Annotated in this window: 16 protein-coding genes and 1 pseudogene; 4 read left to right on the top strand and 13 right to left on the bottom strand. The window is 55.5% G+C overall.

The features are described from left to right. The 8 genes and pseudogenes from PG1C_RS01035 to PG1C_RS01000 all read right to left on the bottom strand — a co-directional run bounded on the left by PG1C_RS01035 (position 1) and on the right by PG1C_RS01000 (position 8,699). Positions 1-1,167, bottom strand: coding sequence for a thiolase (locus tag PG1C_RS01035; protein WP_202635603.1), 1,167 nt, complete (start codon positions 1,165-1,167; stop codon positions 1-3). Further along, complete coding sequence (locus tag PG1C_RS01030) at positions 1,164-1,571, bottom strand: Zn-ribbon domain-containing OB-fold protein (RefSeq protein WP_202635602.1); 408 nt, start codon at positions 1,569-1,571, stop codon at positions 1,164-1,166. The genes PG1C_RS01035 and PG1C_RS01030 overlap by 4 nt, the downstream gene beginning before the upstream one ends. 34 nt (positions 1,572-1,605) lie before the next feature. Continuing rightward, complete coding sequence (locus tag PG1C_RS01025; RefSeq protein ID WP_237218353.1) at positions 1,606-2,028, bottom strand: acyl-CoA dehydrogenase family protein; 423 nt, start codon at positions 2,026-2,028, stop codon at positions 1,606-1,608. Positions 2,029-2,117: 89 nt separating this feature from the next. Beyond that, positions 2,118-2,768 (bottom strand): annotated as a pseudogene (locus PG1C_RS01020) (acyl-CoA dehydrogenase family protein); the annotation flags it as partial. Positions 2,769-2,785: 17 nt separating this feature from the next. Next, positions 2,786-3,940, bottom strand: a complete 1,155-nt coding sequence (locus tag PG1C_RS01015; RefSeq protein WP_202635599.1) for an acyl-CoA dehydrogenase family protein — start codon at positions 3,938-3,940, stop codon at positions 2,786-2,788. A 76-nt stretch (positions 3,941-4,016) separates the two neighbouring features. Next, positions 4,017-5,183, bottom strand: coding sequence for an acyl-CoA dehydrogenase family protein (locus PG1C_RS01010; protein WP_202635598.1), 1,167 nt, complete (start codon positions 5,181-5,183; stop codon positions 4,017-4,019). Positions 5,184-5,297: 114 nt separating this feature from the next. Then, positions 5,298-7,337: an FAD-dependent oxidoreductase gene (locus tag PG1C_RS01005; protein WP_202635597.1), complete on the bottom strand. Its 2,040-nt coding sequence runs from the start codon at positions 7,335-7,337 to the stop codon at positions 5,298-5,300. 165 nt (positions 7,338-7,502) lie between these two features. Beyond that, complete coding sequence (locus PG1C_RS01000; RefSeq protein ID WP_202635596.1) at positions 7,503-8,699, bottom strand: multidrug effflux MFS transporter; 1,197 nt, start codon at positions 8,697-8,699, stop codon at positions 7,503-7,505. A 95-nt stretch (positions 8,700-8,794) separates the two neighbouring features. Between PG1C_RS01000 and PG1C_RS00995 the strand changes: the two genes are divergently transcribed. Together PG1C_RS00995 and yrfG are read left to right on the top strand one after the other, a co-directional pair. Continuing rightward, the gene (locus PG1C_RS00995; protein WP_202635595.1) at positions 8,795-9,571 is read left to right on the top strand and encodes an enoyl-CoA hydratase/isomerase family protein; all 777 of its coding nucleotides are present in this window, start codon (positions 8,795-8,797) and stop codon (positions 9,569-9,571) included. 33 nt (positions 9,572-9,604) lie between these two features. Continuing rightward, positions 9,605-10,267: a GMP/IMP nucleotidase gene (gene yrfG / locus PG1C_RS00990; protein WP_202635594.1), complete on the top strand. Its 663-nt coding sequence runs from the start codon at positions 9,605-9,607 to the stop codon at positions 10,265-10,267. Between the two features lie 93 nt (positions 10,268-10,360). Here yrfG and PG1C_RS00985 read toward each other — a convergent pair whose 3' ends face one another. From PG1C_RS00985 to PG1C_RS00970, 4 genes are all read right to left on the bottom strand, one after another. Beyond that, the gene (locus tag PG1C_RS00985) at positions 10,361-11,161 is read right to left on the bottom strand and encodes a sulfite exporter TauE/SafE family protein (RefSeq protein ID WP_202635593.1); all 801 of its coding nucleotides are present in this window, start codon (positions 11,159-11,161) and stop codon (positions 10,361-10,363) included. Then, on the bottom strand, positions 11,158-11,628 hold the full coding sequence (locus PG1C_RS00980; RefSeq protein WP_202635592.1) for an EVE domain-containing protein: 471 nt from the start codon (positions 11,626-11,628) through the stop codon (positions 11,158-11,160). The genes PG1C_RS00985 and PG1C_RS00980 overlap by 4 nt, the downstream gene beginning before the upstream one ends. A gap of 388 nt (positions 11,629-12,016) precedes the next feature. Continuing rightward, positions 12,017-12,370: a cell division protein ZapA gene (locus PG1C_RS00975; RefSeq protein ID WP_202635591.1), complete on the bottom strand. Its 354-nt coding sequence runs from the start codon at positions 12,368-12,370 to the stop codon at positions 12,017-12,019. Further along, entirely contained in the window at positions 12,367-12,570 is a 204-nt protein-coding gene (locus tag PG1C_RS00970) for a hypothetical protein (protein WP_202635590.1), read from the bottom strand. The genes PG1C_RS00975 and PG1C_RS00970 overlap by 4 nt, the downstream gene beginning before the upstream one ends. A 90-nt stretch (positions 12,571-12,660) precedes the next feature. On the opposite strand from PG1C_RS00970, the gene rfaQ reads away from it, so the two are divergent. Further along, positions 12,661-13,788 carry a putative lipopolysaccharide heptosyltransferase III gene (gene rfaQ, locus PG1C_RS00965; RefSeq protein WP_202635589.1) on the top strand — a complete coding sequence of 376 codons (1,128 nt, stop codon included), beginning with the start codon at positions 12,661-12,663 and terminating at the stop codon, positions 13,786-13,788. Then, a complete protein-coding gene (locus PG1C_RS00960; RefSeq protein WP_202635588.1) occupies positions 13,785-14,939 on the top strand; it encodes a glycosyltransferase family 4 protein in 1,155 nt (384 codons plus the stop codon). Before rfaQ ends, PG1C_RS00960 begins: the two co-directional genes overlap by 4 nt. Before the next feature lie 25 nt (positions 14,940-14,964). Here the strand turns inward: PG1C_RS00960 and PG1C_RS00955 are convergent, their stop codons facing one another. Then, entirely contained in the window at positions 14,965-15,393 is a 429-nt protein-coding gene (locus PG1C_RS00955; protein WP_284431775.1) for a 2Fe-2S iron-sulfur cluster-binding protein, read from the bottom strand. Positions 15,394-15,439 lie beyond the last annotated feature (46 nt).

Raw genomic sequence — 15,439 nt, 5'->3', positions numbered from 1 at the left:
TCACAGCGCGGAAGCATCCCCCAGCAGCGCCGTCACCTGGCTTGACAACACGCCGCCATTGCCGTGGCACAGCGCAATGTGCGCGTTATCCACTTGCCGCGCACCGGCTTCGCCACGCAGTTGTTGTACCGCTTCGATCAGCAAAAAGGTGCCGTACATGCCCGGATGGCAACACGACAAGCCACCGCCATTGGTGTTCACCGGCAAACTGCCGCCTGGTGCAATGCGGCCATTACACACAAAAGCACCGCCTTCGCCCTTGGCACAAAACCCGAGGTCCTCCAAAAACAAGATGGTGTTGATGGTGAACGCGTCGTACAGCTCAACCACATCCACGTCCGCTGGCTTCAAGCCTGCCATGGCAAATGCACGCGGGCCGGATTCGGCCGCAGCTGTCACGGTGAGATCAGGCATGCTACTGATTTGGCGATGCCAATGCGCCATGGCCGTGCCCAGCATATACACCGGAGGCTTGGGAAAATCTTTCGCGCGTTCGCTGCGCACTAAAACCAGCGCACCACCCCCATCGGTGACCAGACAACAGTCGAGAATAGATAACGGATCATTCACCATGCGCGAAGCCATGACTTGCTCTATCGTGAGATCATCGCGCGCAAAGGCCAAGGGGTTCAACTGCGCCCAGCGCCGTGCCGCGACGGCCACTTCGGCCAAATCCTCACGGCGCGTGCCGAACTGATACATGTGACGCGCTGCCGCCAGCGCGTAACTGCTAATCGGATGCCTCGGGTCATAGGGTGCTTCATAGGTTTGCGGCTCGGACATGGATTTGAGCTTGCCAAAGCCTGAGCCCTGGTTGCTGCCGTAGCAAATCAGCGCCACATCGCACAAACCATATTGCAGCGCCATCGCCGCGGGCAACAAATGGCCGATGAAGGATGAACCACCGATCATGGTGGTATCCGAAATTTTCGGCCGTATGCCTAAGTATTCCGCCGTGGATAAAGCCGGCATGAAGGCGTGCGATGAGCCGGTAAATAAACCATCGACATCGCTGGACTTCAATCCCGCATCGGCCAACGCATGGTGCACCGCTTCGGTTTGAATTTCCATCGAGCTGCGGTTGGGGGCCGCATTTAAAACACCGGGCAAGCCGCCCAGGCCCACGCCCACAATCGCGGTTTTGCCGCGCAAGTCAGTTGTCTTCATGCGACACCGCCTTGCGCTGGCGTAAATACCAGCAGCTTGCCTTTTTTCGGGTCATCAATAATGTGTGCACGCACCGCCAGGCCAATGAACACCTCATGCGGCGGGATGCCATCCACCCGACTCATCATGCGCGGCCCTTCCGCCAGATCAACGAGTGCCACGTTATAGTCGCCGCCTTGCTCGGGTTTTCTGCGTACCACGGTGGTTGAATACACCGCGCCTTGGCCGCTGGCGGGCTGCCAGGTGAGTTCTGGCGAACCACAATGCGGGCAGAGCACACGCGGGTAGAACACATATTTTTTGCAATCATCGCACTGCTGCAGCATGAACCGCCCTTCAGCGAGCGCTGCTGCAAAAACGGCATCCGGCCCTGGGCCATTAAAGGCATTTGTCATATCACTCATATGTTGCACTTAAATAGCGTTGAGCTTGAAAAATTTAGCTGCGCAATTGCAAGACGCTGGAAGCCAGAATGTTGCGCTGAATTTCGCTACTTCCCCCGTAGATGGTTGCCGGTCTGGCATTGTAAAAACTGGTGAGCACATCAATCTTTTTGCCATTCACCTCAATATCGCCAGCCACCGCACCTGATCCACCCGTTATCTCGACCAACAAATTGGCCAGGCGTGAAAAGGTTTCTGCCGCCCATACTTTGAGCATGGAGACATCCGGTCCGAGTTCTTCGCCGCGTTTCACTTGCTCAACAAACCGCACATACAGCGCACTTAAATCAGCGACATCCAGTTGAAGTTGCGTGTAGCGATCAACAAAGCCTTGATCACCAAACAAACCCATCGCGTGGGCGGCTTCTTCAATTCTGGAAAGCGCATATTGCGATTGCTTCGGGCTCCCGAGAAAAATGCGTTCAAAGCCGAGTAAGGCCTTGGCAATACCCCACCCTTGGTTAAGCCCCCCACGAGATTAGCTTTGGGCACACGGACATTTTCAAAGAAGACTTCACAAAATTCTTCATGACCCGCGATATTGCGAATCGGCCGAACAGTAATTCCCGGGGTGGTGAAGTCAACCAGCAGAAAGCTGATGCCTTCCTGCTTCTTCACGGTTTTATCGGTGCGTACGAGCAAAAAAATATGGGTGGCATCCTGTGCGAGGGTAGTCCATGTTTTCTGCCCATTGACGATGAAATCATCGCCGTCTTCGACCGCGTCTGTGCGCAAACTGGCTAGATCGGAGCCGGCATTGGGTTCAGAGTAGCCTTGGCACCAGATGTTTTCGCCCTGGATGATTTTTGGCAGATATTTCTGCCGTTGTTCGTCACTGCCATATTGAATCAGCAGCGGGCCTATCATCGCGATGCCCATGTCCGGCGCACGGCCCACACCCCAGCGCTCCTGCTCTTCGATAAACACAATGAGCTTTTCGGGGCTTAGCCCCATGCCGCCATAAGCCTGCGGCCAACTGGGGGCAACCCAGCCTTTACGCGACAAGGTCATATACCAGTCTTTGATTTCAGACCAGCGCAAACGGGTTTTTGGATAGCGTAATTCCGCTGGATAGTTTTGCTCAAAAAACGTACGCACCGTCTGGCGAAAAGTCTCGGTATCGAGGGCATTCCAGTCAGTAGATTGATTCGTAGACATTCGGGTTTCTCCTTGCTTCAAGCAGATGGGGCGGTGATCGATGCGTAACGACGGCGCTGTGTTTGCGCATTGCCAAGCCAGGCCGATAACACCAGCGCACGCTGCACATACAACCCCAGGTCATATTCATCGGTAAAGCCAATGGCACCATGCATCTGCACCGATTCACGCGCCATCAATAAACCGGCATCCGATGCACGCGCCTTGGTGCGACTAGCCATCGCAGAACGTTCCACCACGGTGGCGGTGCCATCCAGCAGCGTGATGGCTTGTCCAACGACAGCAGATGTCAGCTCTTGTTGGATGAGCAAATCGACAGCGCGATGTTGCAATGCCTGAAAGCTGCCAATGGGTTTGCCAAACTGCACACGGGTGCGCAGGTATTCAAGCGTCATCGAAAGCATCGCGCGTTGCAGCGCCAACAGTTCGACACTGGTCATCACCAGTGCTTCGTCATAGGCATGCGTCAAGGCGTCTGTCGCGGCGGCGCCATGCGCCAAGCACCAGTTAGTGTCCAGCATGACGCCATCGAACATCACGCGCGCAGCACTCGTGCCATCGGCCAGCGCAACGGATTTCACGCTCACGCCTGTCGTGTTTGACGGCACCCACCACAGCGACAGCGTGCCCTCATCACTGCGTGCCGAGACCACAAAGCCATCGGCATCAGCACCGGGGCGCACATGGTGCTTTTCTCCCGAGAGTTTGACGCAGCCATCGACCTGCCGGGCGCACACTTTTTCAGCGTTCAGATTGATCCGCAAACCGGCAATATCTTCTTGCCAGGCCACGGCCGGAATCAATTCTCCGGATGCGATGCTTGCCAACAATTGCCGCTGAACGTCACCACTGCCGGTATGCTGAATCAGGCGACTTGCAAAAACCAGCGTGGGCACAATCGGCTCTGGCGCCACCTGAGTAGCCAGTTCGCTCACGACGGCAGCCATCTCACCAAACCCTTGACCATAGCCATCAAACGATTCAGGAATAAGCAGCCCTGTCCAGCCTTGCTCGGCGAGACTGCCCCAAAAACTGCGATCAAACCCCGTTGCCGAGCCACGCAAACCACGGGCGCGGGTCAGGGGTGAGGCTTTAGCCGCAAAGCCCTGCGCACTTTCGCGCAGCATGCGGATATTGTCCTGCCGTTCGATTTCAAGAGTTTCATTATTCATGAGCGATTTTTCCAAAAAAATTTAAACATTTCCCTTTTATTCAGAGGGCTTGGAGTTAATTATTTGTTAAAGATTTTTAATACGACTTTGGCAAACCCAATACTTTTTCCGCGATGTAACACAAAATCAATTGCGGGCTGATAGGGGCAATACGCGGAATCAGAATCTCGCGCAAATACCGTTCAACGTGATACTCCTTAGCGTAACCATACCCACCGTGAGTCATCACCGCACGCTGGCAGGCATTGAATCCTGCTTCAGCGGCCAGATACTTTGCCGCGTTCGCATCCGCGCCGCATGGCTCGCCGTGATCATATTTCCAGGCGGCGCGCATCATCATCAGATCAGCCGCTTCAAGTTCCATCCATGACTCAGCCAAGGGATGCTGAATCGCCTGGTTTTTTCCAATGGGCCGGTTAAACACAATGCGTTCATTGGCGTACCGCGTGGCGCGATTCAGTGCCGCGCGTCCCAGCCCTATTGCTTCGGCAGCAACAAGAATCCGTTCGGGATTCATGCTATGCAGGATATATTCAAACCCGCGGCCTTCTTCGCCAATGCGGTCAGCTACCGGCACTGGTAATCCGTCAATGAACATCTGGTTGGAGTCCACCGTTTTGCGGCCCATTTTGTCTATCTCGCGCAGCTCAACATACTGGCGATCAAGATCGGTATAAAACAAGCTCAAACCCAGCGACGGTTTACTGCATTGATCTTGTGGCGTTGTGCGCGCGAGAATCAGCATCTTCTCGGCGACTTGCGCCGTAGAGATCCACACCTTTTCACCTGCGATCACATAGTGGTCGCCCACGCGCTCAGCACGGGTTTGTAATTGGGTGGTGTTTAGCCCTGCATTTGGCTCAGTCACGGCAAAACAGGCTTTCTCTTGCCCGGCAATTAACGGCGGCAACATACGCTGTTTTTGTTCCTCCGTGCCGAACACCGCTACTGGCTGCAGCCCGAAAATATTCATATGGACAGCCGAAGCGCCCGACAGTCCCGCCCCGGAAGCGGTGATGGTTTGCATCATCACCGCAGCCTCAGTAATGCCCATGCCACTGCCACCGTACGCAACGGGCAGACAGATGCCTAGCCAACCCCCGTCAGCAAAGGCACGGTGCAGCTCGTGGGGGAAACCACCCACACGATCTTTTTCTAACCAGTAGTGATCATCAAACCGTGCGCATATTTTGCCCACGGCATCACGAATACTGGTGTGCTCCTCCGATTGAGAAAAATCCATTGCAGATGTAGGTGCTGTAGATGAGATGTTGATACGGAATGCTTAACTTTCTGAAAAGTCATTATTTTTTGATGATTATATGACGAGGAGTTCTCCGACTCTTATTTTTTCACGTTACATTTGCAGCGCACAGCGCATTCCCTGATTGATCGCATGCAAGGCATCCAGCTCCGCGGCTTCATTTGCCCCACCAATCAAATCGGGCGTTACACCTAACGCACATAAGGCTTCAAACAAACTGCGCTCCGTTTCTTGTCCTGCGCAAAGCACGATGGTATCGGCGGCCAGCACCCGTGCCTGGTTGTTCATGGTGAGGTGTAAGCCCGCATCGTCAATGCGCTCGTAGTGACAGCCAGCGAGCATCTCGACACCATAGCGTTGCAAGGTTGCTTTCAGTGCCCAGCCGGTTGTGAGTCCCAGCCTGCGGCCGGGTTTATCGGGTTTGCGTTGCACCAAGGTCACGCGCCGGAAGGGTTGCGCTGGGGCTGGCGCCTTTAACCCGCCGTGCGCATCGGGTGAAGTATCGACGCCCCAGGCGTTTTGAAACTGCTGGACCGTGTCTTGCGCGGCCTGTGCGTCCGGCGGCGGATGACAGAGAAATTCCGCCAGATCGAAACCGATACCACCGGCACCAATAACCACCACGCGCTGACCCGGCACCACCCGCCCGGAAAAAACCTCCGGATAGCTCACCACTTTAGGGTGCGTAATGCCCGGAATATCAGGCACACGCGGACGCACACCCGTGGCGATCACAATGCGATCGAACTTGCCCGCAACCAACCGACCAGCATCGGGTTTTTCACCCAGCTGCAATGCCACACCCAAAACCTCTAACCGCCGCTGGTAATAGCGCAACAGCTCGTTAAACTCCTGCTTTCCTGGCACTTGCCTCGCATAGTTAATTTGCCCGCCAATAGCGTCAGCCGCTTCAAATAACGTGACGTGATGGCCTTGTTCGGCTGCCGTAACAGCACACGTCAGCCCCGCAACCCCCGCACCCACCACCGCGATACGACGTCGAACAGTAGACGGTTTGATTTCCGCAAACGTCAGTTCATGGCCTGCACGCGGGTTCACCAGGCAGGTCGCCGGACGATCCGAAAAAACATAATCCAGGCACGCCTGATTACAAGCAATGCATGTATTGATTTCATCGGCACGCCCTTCCGCTGCTTTGTGCATGAAGGCAGGATCGGCGAGAAATGGTCGCGCCATCGATACCAAATCAGCGTCACCGCTGGCGAGCAAGCTTTCCGCAACGTCCGGTGCGTTGATGCGGTTGGAGGCCACCACGGGGATAGTCACCACGCGCTTAAGACGCGCTGCGGCAAAGCGCCACGCCGCACGGGGAACCACAAACGCAATGGTGGGGATGCGCGCCTCATGCCAGCCGATGCCGGTATTCAAAATATCAGCCCCCGCCGCCTCAACCGCGCGTGCAAGCTGCGCGACTTCATGCGCATCGGCGCCGTCTTCGACCAAGTCTATTGCCGAGATGCGAAACATGATCAAAAAACCAACACCCAAGCGCTCGCGCATGCGGCGGACAATTTCAACCGGCAACCGATGCCGGTTTTCAACGCTGCCACCCCACGCATCGGTGCGCTGATTGGTGCGCGTAACCGTGAATTGGTTGAGTAAATAGCCTTCCGAACCCATCACTTCCACACCATCAAAACCAGCCAGCGCAGCGAGCTCAGCGCAGCGCACGAAATCTTCTATCGTGGTTTCTATTTCAGCCTCGGTCAATTCGCGTGGAATACTGCGGTTAATGCGCGATGGAATAACCGACGGAGCGACAGGTGAAGGAATTCGCGCATAGCGGCCGGCATGCAATATCTGCAACAAAATACGTCCGCCTTCGGCATGCACGGCCTCGGTAATGCCACGCAATTTTTCTGCCTGCTCAGGGTCAGCCAATAATGGACCGCCTTCTTCCAGCAGCCCCTCAGCGCTGGGAGAAAAACCACCCGTCACCATCAAGGCAACGCCGTGGCGGGCGCGCTCGGCATAAAACATCGCTTGGCGTTGCAGAGGGCGATCCATGGTTTCCAGGCGCAAATGCATGGAGCCCATGATGGCGCGATTTTTCAACACATGCGCGCCTACCTGTAACGGGGAAAAGAGCGTGGGGAAATGGAGGGCACTCATAAGCAGTGATGAATACAGGATGATAAAAAAATTTAATCTTACCCTGCTCAGGCAATTTATCTTTACAGCCAGAAGACACAATGGACTTTTTCATTCTCGCCGTCCCCCCAGGGGACTTGTTGCGCGGCGTCTCACCAGCGCCGACTTTTCATTGTTCAGCCATGGTTACGCGCCTGCGTGAGCTTCGTCTAATGTTCGGGTGAGCGCAAAGCTAATCACACCCAACACCAAAAATCCCGCCATACCCAATGACAGACCCAACGTGCTATCCCATAGCAGCGGGATAATCAAGGCGGTTGATAGTGCACCAACCAGCGTAGAGATCGCACTCATGGTGCTGGAGGTTAACCCCCGCCGCTCGGGGAACAAATCGAGAACCAGTAACTGCATGTTGGGCATCGAGAGCGACATGCCGCAAGCAAACAAGGGCAGTGGCAAAATCGACCAGGGCAGGCTCGGTGGCAGAACCAGATTAATCACCAGATTCAAGCTGGCAGCAACCGCCATGACCGCATAGCTGATCACGATAGTCCGCCGATGCGTGAGCCGCCCCGCGAATCTGCCCGACAAAAAAGAACCGATCATCATGCCGGCCACCTGGGGCACAAACATGACCGCAAACGATTGTGGCGTCAGCCCAAGATGGCGAATAAGAAATACGGGCGCCGCCACGACGTAAATAAAAAATGCGTTGAAAGTAAACGCACTGGCCATCGCCAGGCGATTAAACATCCCATGACTCAACACGTCTTGATAAGCCCGCAATAATTTCAGGGGATGCAGCGATTGCCGCTTTTCCACCGCGAGCGTTTCGGGCAGCCAGGCCAGGCATGCAGCGAGTAACAAGCCCGTAAACAGTGCAAGAAAAATAAAAATTCCCTGCCAGTCATAAAAGCGCAAAAGGTAGCCACCCACAATAGGTGAAACGGCCGGCGCAATGGCGAAAAGAATCGCTACCTTGGCCATCAGCCGCTGCGCGTGAGCGCCGTGCAGCACATCACGTACCATGGCCCGGCCCACTACCATGCCCACACCTGACGACATCCCTTGCAACGCGCGTCCAAGCCACAACATTTCAATGCGCGTAGCAAAAGCGCACAGCAATGATGCCAGAACGAACAGCAATAGCCCGGCAAGAATAATGCGTCGCCTGCCCAAGGCATCTGATAGCGTGCCATGCCACAGCATCATGAAACCAAAGGGAATCAGATAGAAGGTGAGCGTTTGCTGAATCTGCAACGCCGACGCGCCCAGTTGCTGCGCCATTTCCGGGAAAGCCGGCAAATAAGTATCAATCGCAAACGGACCGATCGCAGACAGTGCGGCCAGCAAAAAAGCGAAGTGTTGTTGTGAAATTTTCATCCGTCTGACTATACCGCAGGAGCCGCAGCACGCGCGTGGCTATCATGTAAAGCCCGGTAAAATGACCATAAGAAAAATAAGGAGCATGAACAGCCATGACACCCACGATACGCCGCACGCGCGAAAATGACATCGCTACGGTGACGTTGTGCAACCCCGGCAAGCTCAACGCCCTCAATGCCGCCATGTGGCAACAGTTGCACGCCGTCATGCGCACGCTGAGTGATGACGACTCTTTGCACTGCATCATTGTGCGCGGTGAAGGCGCAGCCTTTGCCGCCGGAGGCGACCTGGAAGAGTTTCATACCGCCCGTGCCACTGTGGATCTAGCTCTTGCTTACCACGAGGCAGTGGGTGCGGCACTGGCCGCGATCGAACACTGTGCCGTGCCCACGGTTGCCGCTATTCTCGGCCCATGCATCGGTGGCGGGCTGGAAATTGCCTGCGCTTGTGATTTGCGCATCGCGGGCCACAGCGCCAAGTTCGGCGCACCGATCATGAAGCTCGGATTTTCAATGTATCCCGGTGAACTTCACGGTTTACTCGCCATCGCAGGCCCGGCGGTTACCAAGGAAATTCTGCTCGAAGGCCGCTTATTCACTGCAGACGAAGCCTATGCCAAAGGCTTGCTAACACGCGTCACTGAAGATGCGCAGGTGTTCACTGAAGCGCACGCCACCGCCTGCCGCATTGCCGCAGGGGCGCCCTTGGTGGCAAGAGCGCACAGGCAATGGATCACCCGCTTATCTACCGGACAGCCGCTCACGCTGGAAGAAAAACGCGAGGCATTTCGTTTTCTTGAGACAGCAGATTATCAAGAGGGCCTTGCCGCCTTTCTCGAAAAACGCCCACCACGATTTCGGGGCTGCTAACCCTAACTCACCCCGACCCACACTGAGCACACCATGAATCCACTTGTCCCCTGGGCGCACATCGACACCGTGTTGCTCGACATGGATGGCACCTTGCTCGACCTGCATTTTGATAATCATTTTTGGCAGACGCATTTGCCACAACGCTACGCTGAATCGCTTGATCGGCCGCACGATGTGGTGCGCCACGAATTGATGACCCGTTACCGCCAAGGCGCGGGCACGCTCGATTGGTATTCCGTCGATTTCTGGCAAAACGAGCTGGGACTGGACATCATGTGCTTGAAAGAAGAAGTGGCGCATCTGATTGCAGTTCACCCGCATGTGCTCACGTTTCTTTCCGCCATCCGGCTCAGCGGCCGACGCATTGTTCTGGCGACTAACGCACACCATAAAAGCGTGGCGCTGAAAATGGCGCGCACCGGGCTCACCCCGCACTTTGATGCCATTATCAGCTCGCATGCCCTGGGCGCCGCCAAAGAGGAACAAGCGTTCTGGCAACACTTGAACAAAATCGAACCCTTTGACCCTGCGCGTACTTTGCTGGTGGATGATAGTTTGCCTGTACTGGATTCAGCCCGCCGATATGGCATAGCGCATTTAGTTGCGGTTAAAAAACCGGACACGCGACAGCCGCAAAAAAACACAGCAGACTACCCCGCGATTGATGATTTTTCACAATTGCTGCCAAAGTAATCGGGCGCGATAAAAAGTCGGTGCTGGTGATACGGTAAGCACCCGCGATTCGCACACTTGGCGACAAATTTTTCAGCCCGCCCAGTAACCCGCTTAGCGACTAAACAACCCATACAGCATTTTTGCCAACAACAGCAAGATCACGCTGGCGAAAATCTTTTTCAGGATTGCCACCGGCAGCCGGTGCGCCAGCCGCGCACCAAAGGGTGCGACCATCGCACTGGCCAGCACCGTACCCGCTAACGCAGGCAGATAAATAAAGCCAAAGCTGCCCGCCGGTAAACCGCTCGCGCCGTAACCTGACAGCATGTAACCTAGGGTGCCAGCCAGCGCAATGGGCAAGCCAACAGCTGCCGATGTTCCAATGGCTTGGTGCATTTTGACATTGCACCACAGTAAAAATGGCACGGTCAGCGAGCCGCCACCCACTGCCGCCAGCGCGGAAATAGCCCCGATACCCAAGCCTGCACCCATCATGCCCAAGCGGCCGGGGAGATCGCGCGAAGGCGCCGGTTTGGCATTGATGATCATTTGTGCAGCCACGTAGGTCATGAACACGGCGAAAAAAATAGCCAGCGGACGGGTTGGCACATGCGCCGCCAGTTGCGCGCCCAGCAGCGTGCCGAGAATGATGCCGGGGCTGATGGTTTTCACCACAGACCAGTTCACCGCCTGATGCTGATGATGCGTGCGCATGCTGGAAATCGACGTGAAAATAATGGTCGCCATTGAGGTGCCGAGCACCAAGTGCATCAAATGCGCATCCGGAAACCCTTGCGCTGCAAACATCATGACAAGGATAGGCACCACCACGGCGCCACCGCCTATCCCTAACAAGCCAGCAAAAAAACCAGCCGCGACGCCTAGCGCAAGGTAAGCAAAGAACCAGTTCATTGCGTACCTATCAGTTTTTCAATGATGAACTTCCACTCCGCTGGATCTACTGGCGTGATGGACAGGCGATTACCGCGTTGCAGCGTGCGCATGGAAGCCAGCTCCGCATGAGCGCGCAACTCATCCAGACTGATCAACCGGGTTTTCCGCACGATACGAACATCCACATTCATCCAGCGTGGGTTTTCAGCGGTTGCCTTGGCATCAAAGTAAGGGCTTGCAGGATCAAACTGCGTGCGGTCAGGATAAGCCTGCCGCGCGACCTCGGCCACCCCCGCAATGCCCGGTTCGGGACATGAAGAATGATAGAAAAAAACCCCGTCACCGACGGACATTTGATCGCGCATGAAATTGCGCGCTTGGTAGTTACGTACTCCCCACCAATCAACCGTTTGCTGCGGCATGGCCAGCACATCATCAATGCTGATCACTGAAGGTTCGCTTTTCATCAACCAATAGCGCGACATGCCAATAGCCTCCATGCGTGTTTTAAAAAAATACGCTCCATTTTTTACCCGATAAAGCCTAAAAACAAACCCCAAGAGCGCGAAAGAGTCCGCACTATTGGGGTTGTTGTAGCTTAGGGCTCCCCCGCGCATGGCGTTTGGCCGACATCCCGAACCTGAGTTCAGGGAGGTTACGTTCCAGCCACATCAGGCTCACTTACAAGAAGCGATCACAACAGCGGCACTCAAGGGCAGTAACCAGCGTAAATGCGTATTGGCTCAAAGAATGATAGCCTTGGCGCACACCGCAGGGGAAAATCAGGGAAAGCAGACTAGATTCAATTACGTACGATTACCTACGACTATCCACAACTACCTACGATTACCGTTTTCAATCACCGAAAAGTCTCTAGGGCAATGGCTGACGTGTGACCCGTGCGGCAGCCAGTGATTCATCCAGCTTGCTCTCAATGGAATTTATTCTACGCTGAATCGTTTCATTTTCAAGCCCAACGAAAAGATCAGGTGTTGCGTTTTTCAAGGTGAGTAATTCATGCGCAATGTTCAACGCCGCCATGACCGCAATACGCTCACTACTACTGCGAGTGCGCGCGCCACCGGATACCTGCGGGGTTTTACTACCTATGTGCTTGAATTTATCGTCAAGAAACGCCACCGCAGCAACCAATGCGTCCCGCTCTGCCGGGGCGCACACCACACGGTAATCCTTACCTAGTAAATGAATATCTAGCGTTTCGCTCATGGCTCAGGTATTTCCGGCAGTTGGTCGCGCAAGGCAGCAAGGCGTTCACAGGCCGCGATGATTTTGTTGTTCAAGACAGATTTTTCGGCTTCTAGCGATGTAACACGCTGGCGCAGCGTTTCATTTTCAGCACGCAGACCCTGCATGATGGCTAAAAGCTGATCAATCTTGCGTTCAAAGGAATCGAGGGAGGACATCATCCGCCAAGTTTCGGCGAAAACCAGAACCCGGTCAAGCAGTACGCGCTAACCAGTAGGCGTGAACCTTGGCGACTCTGGCACAATACACAAATGCCTTCCGACATCTTTTCCGCGGCCGCTGTGCGCCGCGCCTTGGTCATTAAATTACGCCATCACGGCGATGTTTTGTTGGCCACCCCGGTCATCTCCACCCTGCAGCGTCTGGCACCCCAGTGTGAGATTGATGCGCTGGTATATCGCGATACCGCGCCCATGCTCACCTGCCATCCGCAATTGGCTCAACTGCATGTCATCGATCGCCAGTGGAAAAAGCAGGGCGTCTGGCACCAATTGACGGCCGAAGGGCGTTTGTTGGCGCAATTGCGCGCACGGCATTATGATCTGATCATCCATCTCTCAGTGCACATGCGGGGTGCGTGGCTCACGCGGTTGTTGCGTCCGCGCTGGTCCGTTGCGCCACGCTTAAGTGGCAACTCGGATGGCAGCTTCGGTGACAATGTTGGCGGAGGCTTTTGGGCACGCAGCTTTACGCATTTTTACCCTGCACAATCAAACCCCGATCGACATACGGTGGAAAGCAATCTGGATAGCCTGCGCGCCTTGGGTTTCACGCCAACAGCCACAGATAAGCGGGTGATTCTCGTGCCGGGTGCACCCGCAGAAGCCCGCATGGATCAACTCATGGCGGCGCACGGCTTAACGGCCGGGCACTTTATTCATATTCATCCCACGTCACGCTGGCTGTTCAAATGTTGGCCAGCCGAACGCGTCGCCGCATTGTGTCAGCTATTGAGCAGCAGCGGCTGGCCCATTGTTTTAACCGCTGCACCCGATGCGCAAGAGCTCGCCATGATCCAGACGATTCTTGTCCACCGCGCCCGCAGCGCTGTACTAAACACCGCACCGCTGATTGATTTATCCGGCCAGCTTTCATTAAAAGAACTGGCTGCGCTGACCTCGCGCGCCAAGTTGTTTGTGGGTGTCGATTCCGCCCCCATGCATATCGCAGCCGCTATGGGCACGCCCACGGTGGCAATATTCGGCCCCTCCGGTGACCGCGAATGGGGGCCCTGGCAAGTCGCCCAGCGGATCGTTACCTCAAGCAATCACGTTTGCCGCCCGTGTGGTCGGGCGGGTTGTAACGACAGCAAGATCAGCGAATGCCTGACGACCCTGCCCGTAACACAGGTCATGGCTGCGTGCGAGGAATTGCTGTGAAACTCGCCATCGTGCGGCAGAAATACACGCCGTTTGGCGGTGCAGAACGTTTTGTCGAACGGGCGATCGCCGGTTTGAAAGCGCGCCACGTGGATGTCGACATCATTGCAAGACAATGGACAACACCAACTGCATCGACAACTGAAACGCCGCCAGCAGGCCACCGCGTGAACCCTTTTTATATCGGCCGCACCTGGCGCGACTGGAGCTTTGCGCGCGGCGTACAAAAAATTATTGCATCCGGTGAATACGACCTGGTGCAAAGTCACGAGCGGATTCCCGGTTGCCACATTTACCGCGCAGGCGACGGCGTGCATGCCACGTGGCTTGCCTTGCGAGCCGCCTCACGCAGCAAGATAGCTCGCCTCACTGAATGGCTCTCGCCCTGGCATCGCTACATGCTGCGAGCTGAGGCGGCGATGTTCCGTCATCCAAATCTTGGCGCGGTGATTTGCAACTCGTACATGGTGCGTGACGATGTTGCACAGCGCTTTGACATCCCGCTTGAAAAACTGCCGGTGATTTACAACGGTGTCGATCTGGAACACTTTCATCCACGCTTACGTACCGAGTATCGTGCGACGATGCGGACAAAAGTCGGCGCTGGTGATACGGCGCCCGTGGTGCTTTTTGTGGGTTCCGGCTTTGAACGCAAAGGCTTGCCAAGTTTGCTTGACGCGTTTGCGCTACTGCCGTCATCTTCTGCCCAGCTGTGGGTAGTGGGTTACGACAAATCTGCTCTAGCGATGCAGCATAAAGCTGAAAAACTTGGCTTGGCGAGGCGCGTTCGTTTCTGGGGGCCGCAAAAAGATGTTCGCCCCTTTTATGGCGCAGCCGACATCTTTGCGCTGCCCACGCTATACGATCCATTCCCTAATGCGGCGCTCGAAGCCTTGGCGTGTGGCTTGCCGCTGATCACCACCACCAGTTGCGGCGCCGCAGAATTAGTCACAACCGCCAATGGTGTCGTCGTCAGGGCGCATCATCCTGAATCACTCGCTGCGGCAATCAACACACTCTGCGAAACAGGCCGCGCCGCCACCATGCAAACCGCGGCACGTTCAAGTGTCAGTGCGCTTGATCTCACGCGCATGGCAGAAAAATTAACTGCGCTTTACACACGCATCCTGCAAGAAAAAACGTCGCGCTAAGCTCGTCGGCGACGCCAGTTTGCGGCTATGGCCAGCCTTTAAACACAGCCTTCTGCATTTTGCCGAGTACTTCAATTTCAATATCCGAACTCGGGGCGGCACGGCAAGCCAGCACCGTGCCACGGGCTTCTTCTTCTGCGCTGACATGTGCCCGACTCATGAGCCCGGTTTTCTCCCAGGCACCTGCCACTACGGCGACTTTGCAAATACCGCAACCACCATTCAAGCAACCGATCGGTATGCCACGCCGCCCAAGCCGCGCCATGCCTTGCAGCATACTTTCGTGAGGCAGGCACTCATAGACTTCGTTCGTTTGTTTGAGCTTTACGCGGTAGCGCATAGCAGGCGCTACTACCGGTTCTATCATGTGTTCCACAGCGGGCTCGGCTGCGGCCGCCACAACAAGCGCCACATCGGGTGCCACATTCGATGCAGAATTTTCCCGTGTTGTCATCTCTTTGCTCTTTGCAGTATTCAGCAGGGTTCATAAAGTAAAAACG

Source organism: Rugosibacter aromaticivorans, from assembly GCF_000934545.1.
In the GTDB taxonomy this organism is placed as follows: domain Bacteria; phylum Pseudomonadota; class Gammaproteobacteria; order Burkholderiales; family Rhodocyclaceae; genus Rugosibacter; species Rugosibacter aromaticivorans.
This window is presented reverse-complemented; position numbering and strand designations above follow the sequence as displayed.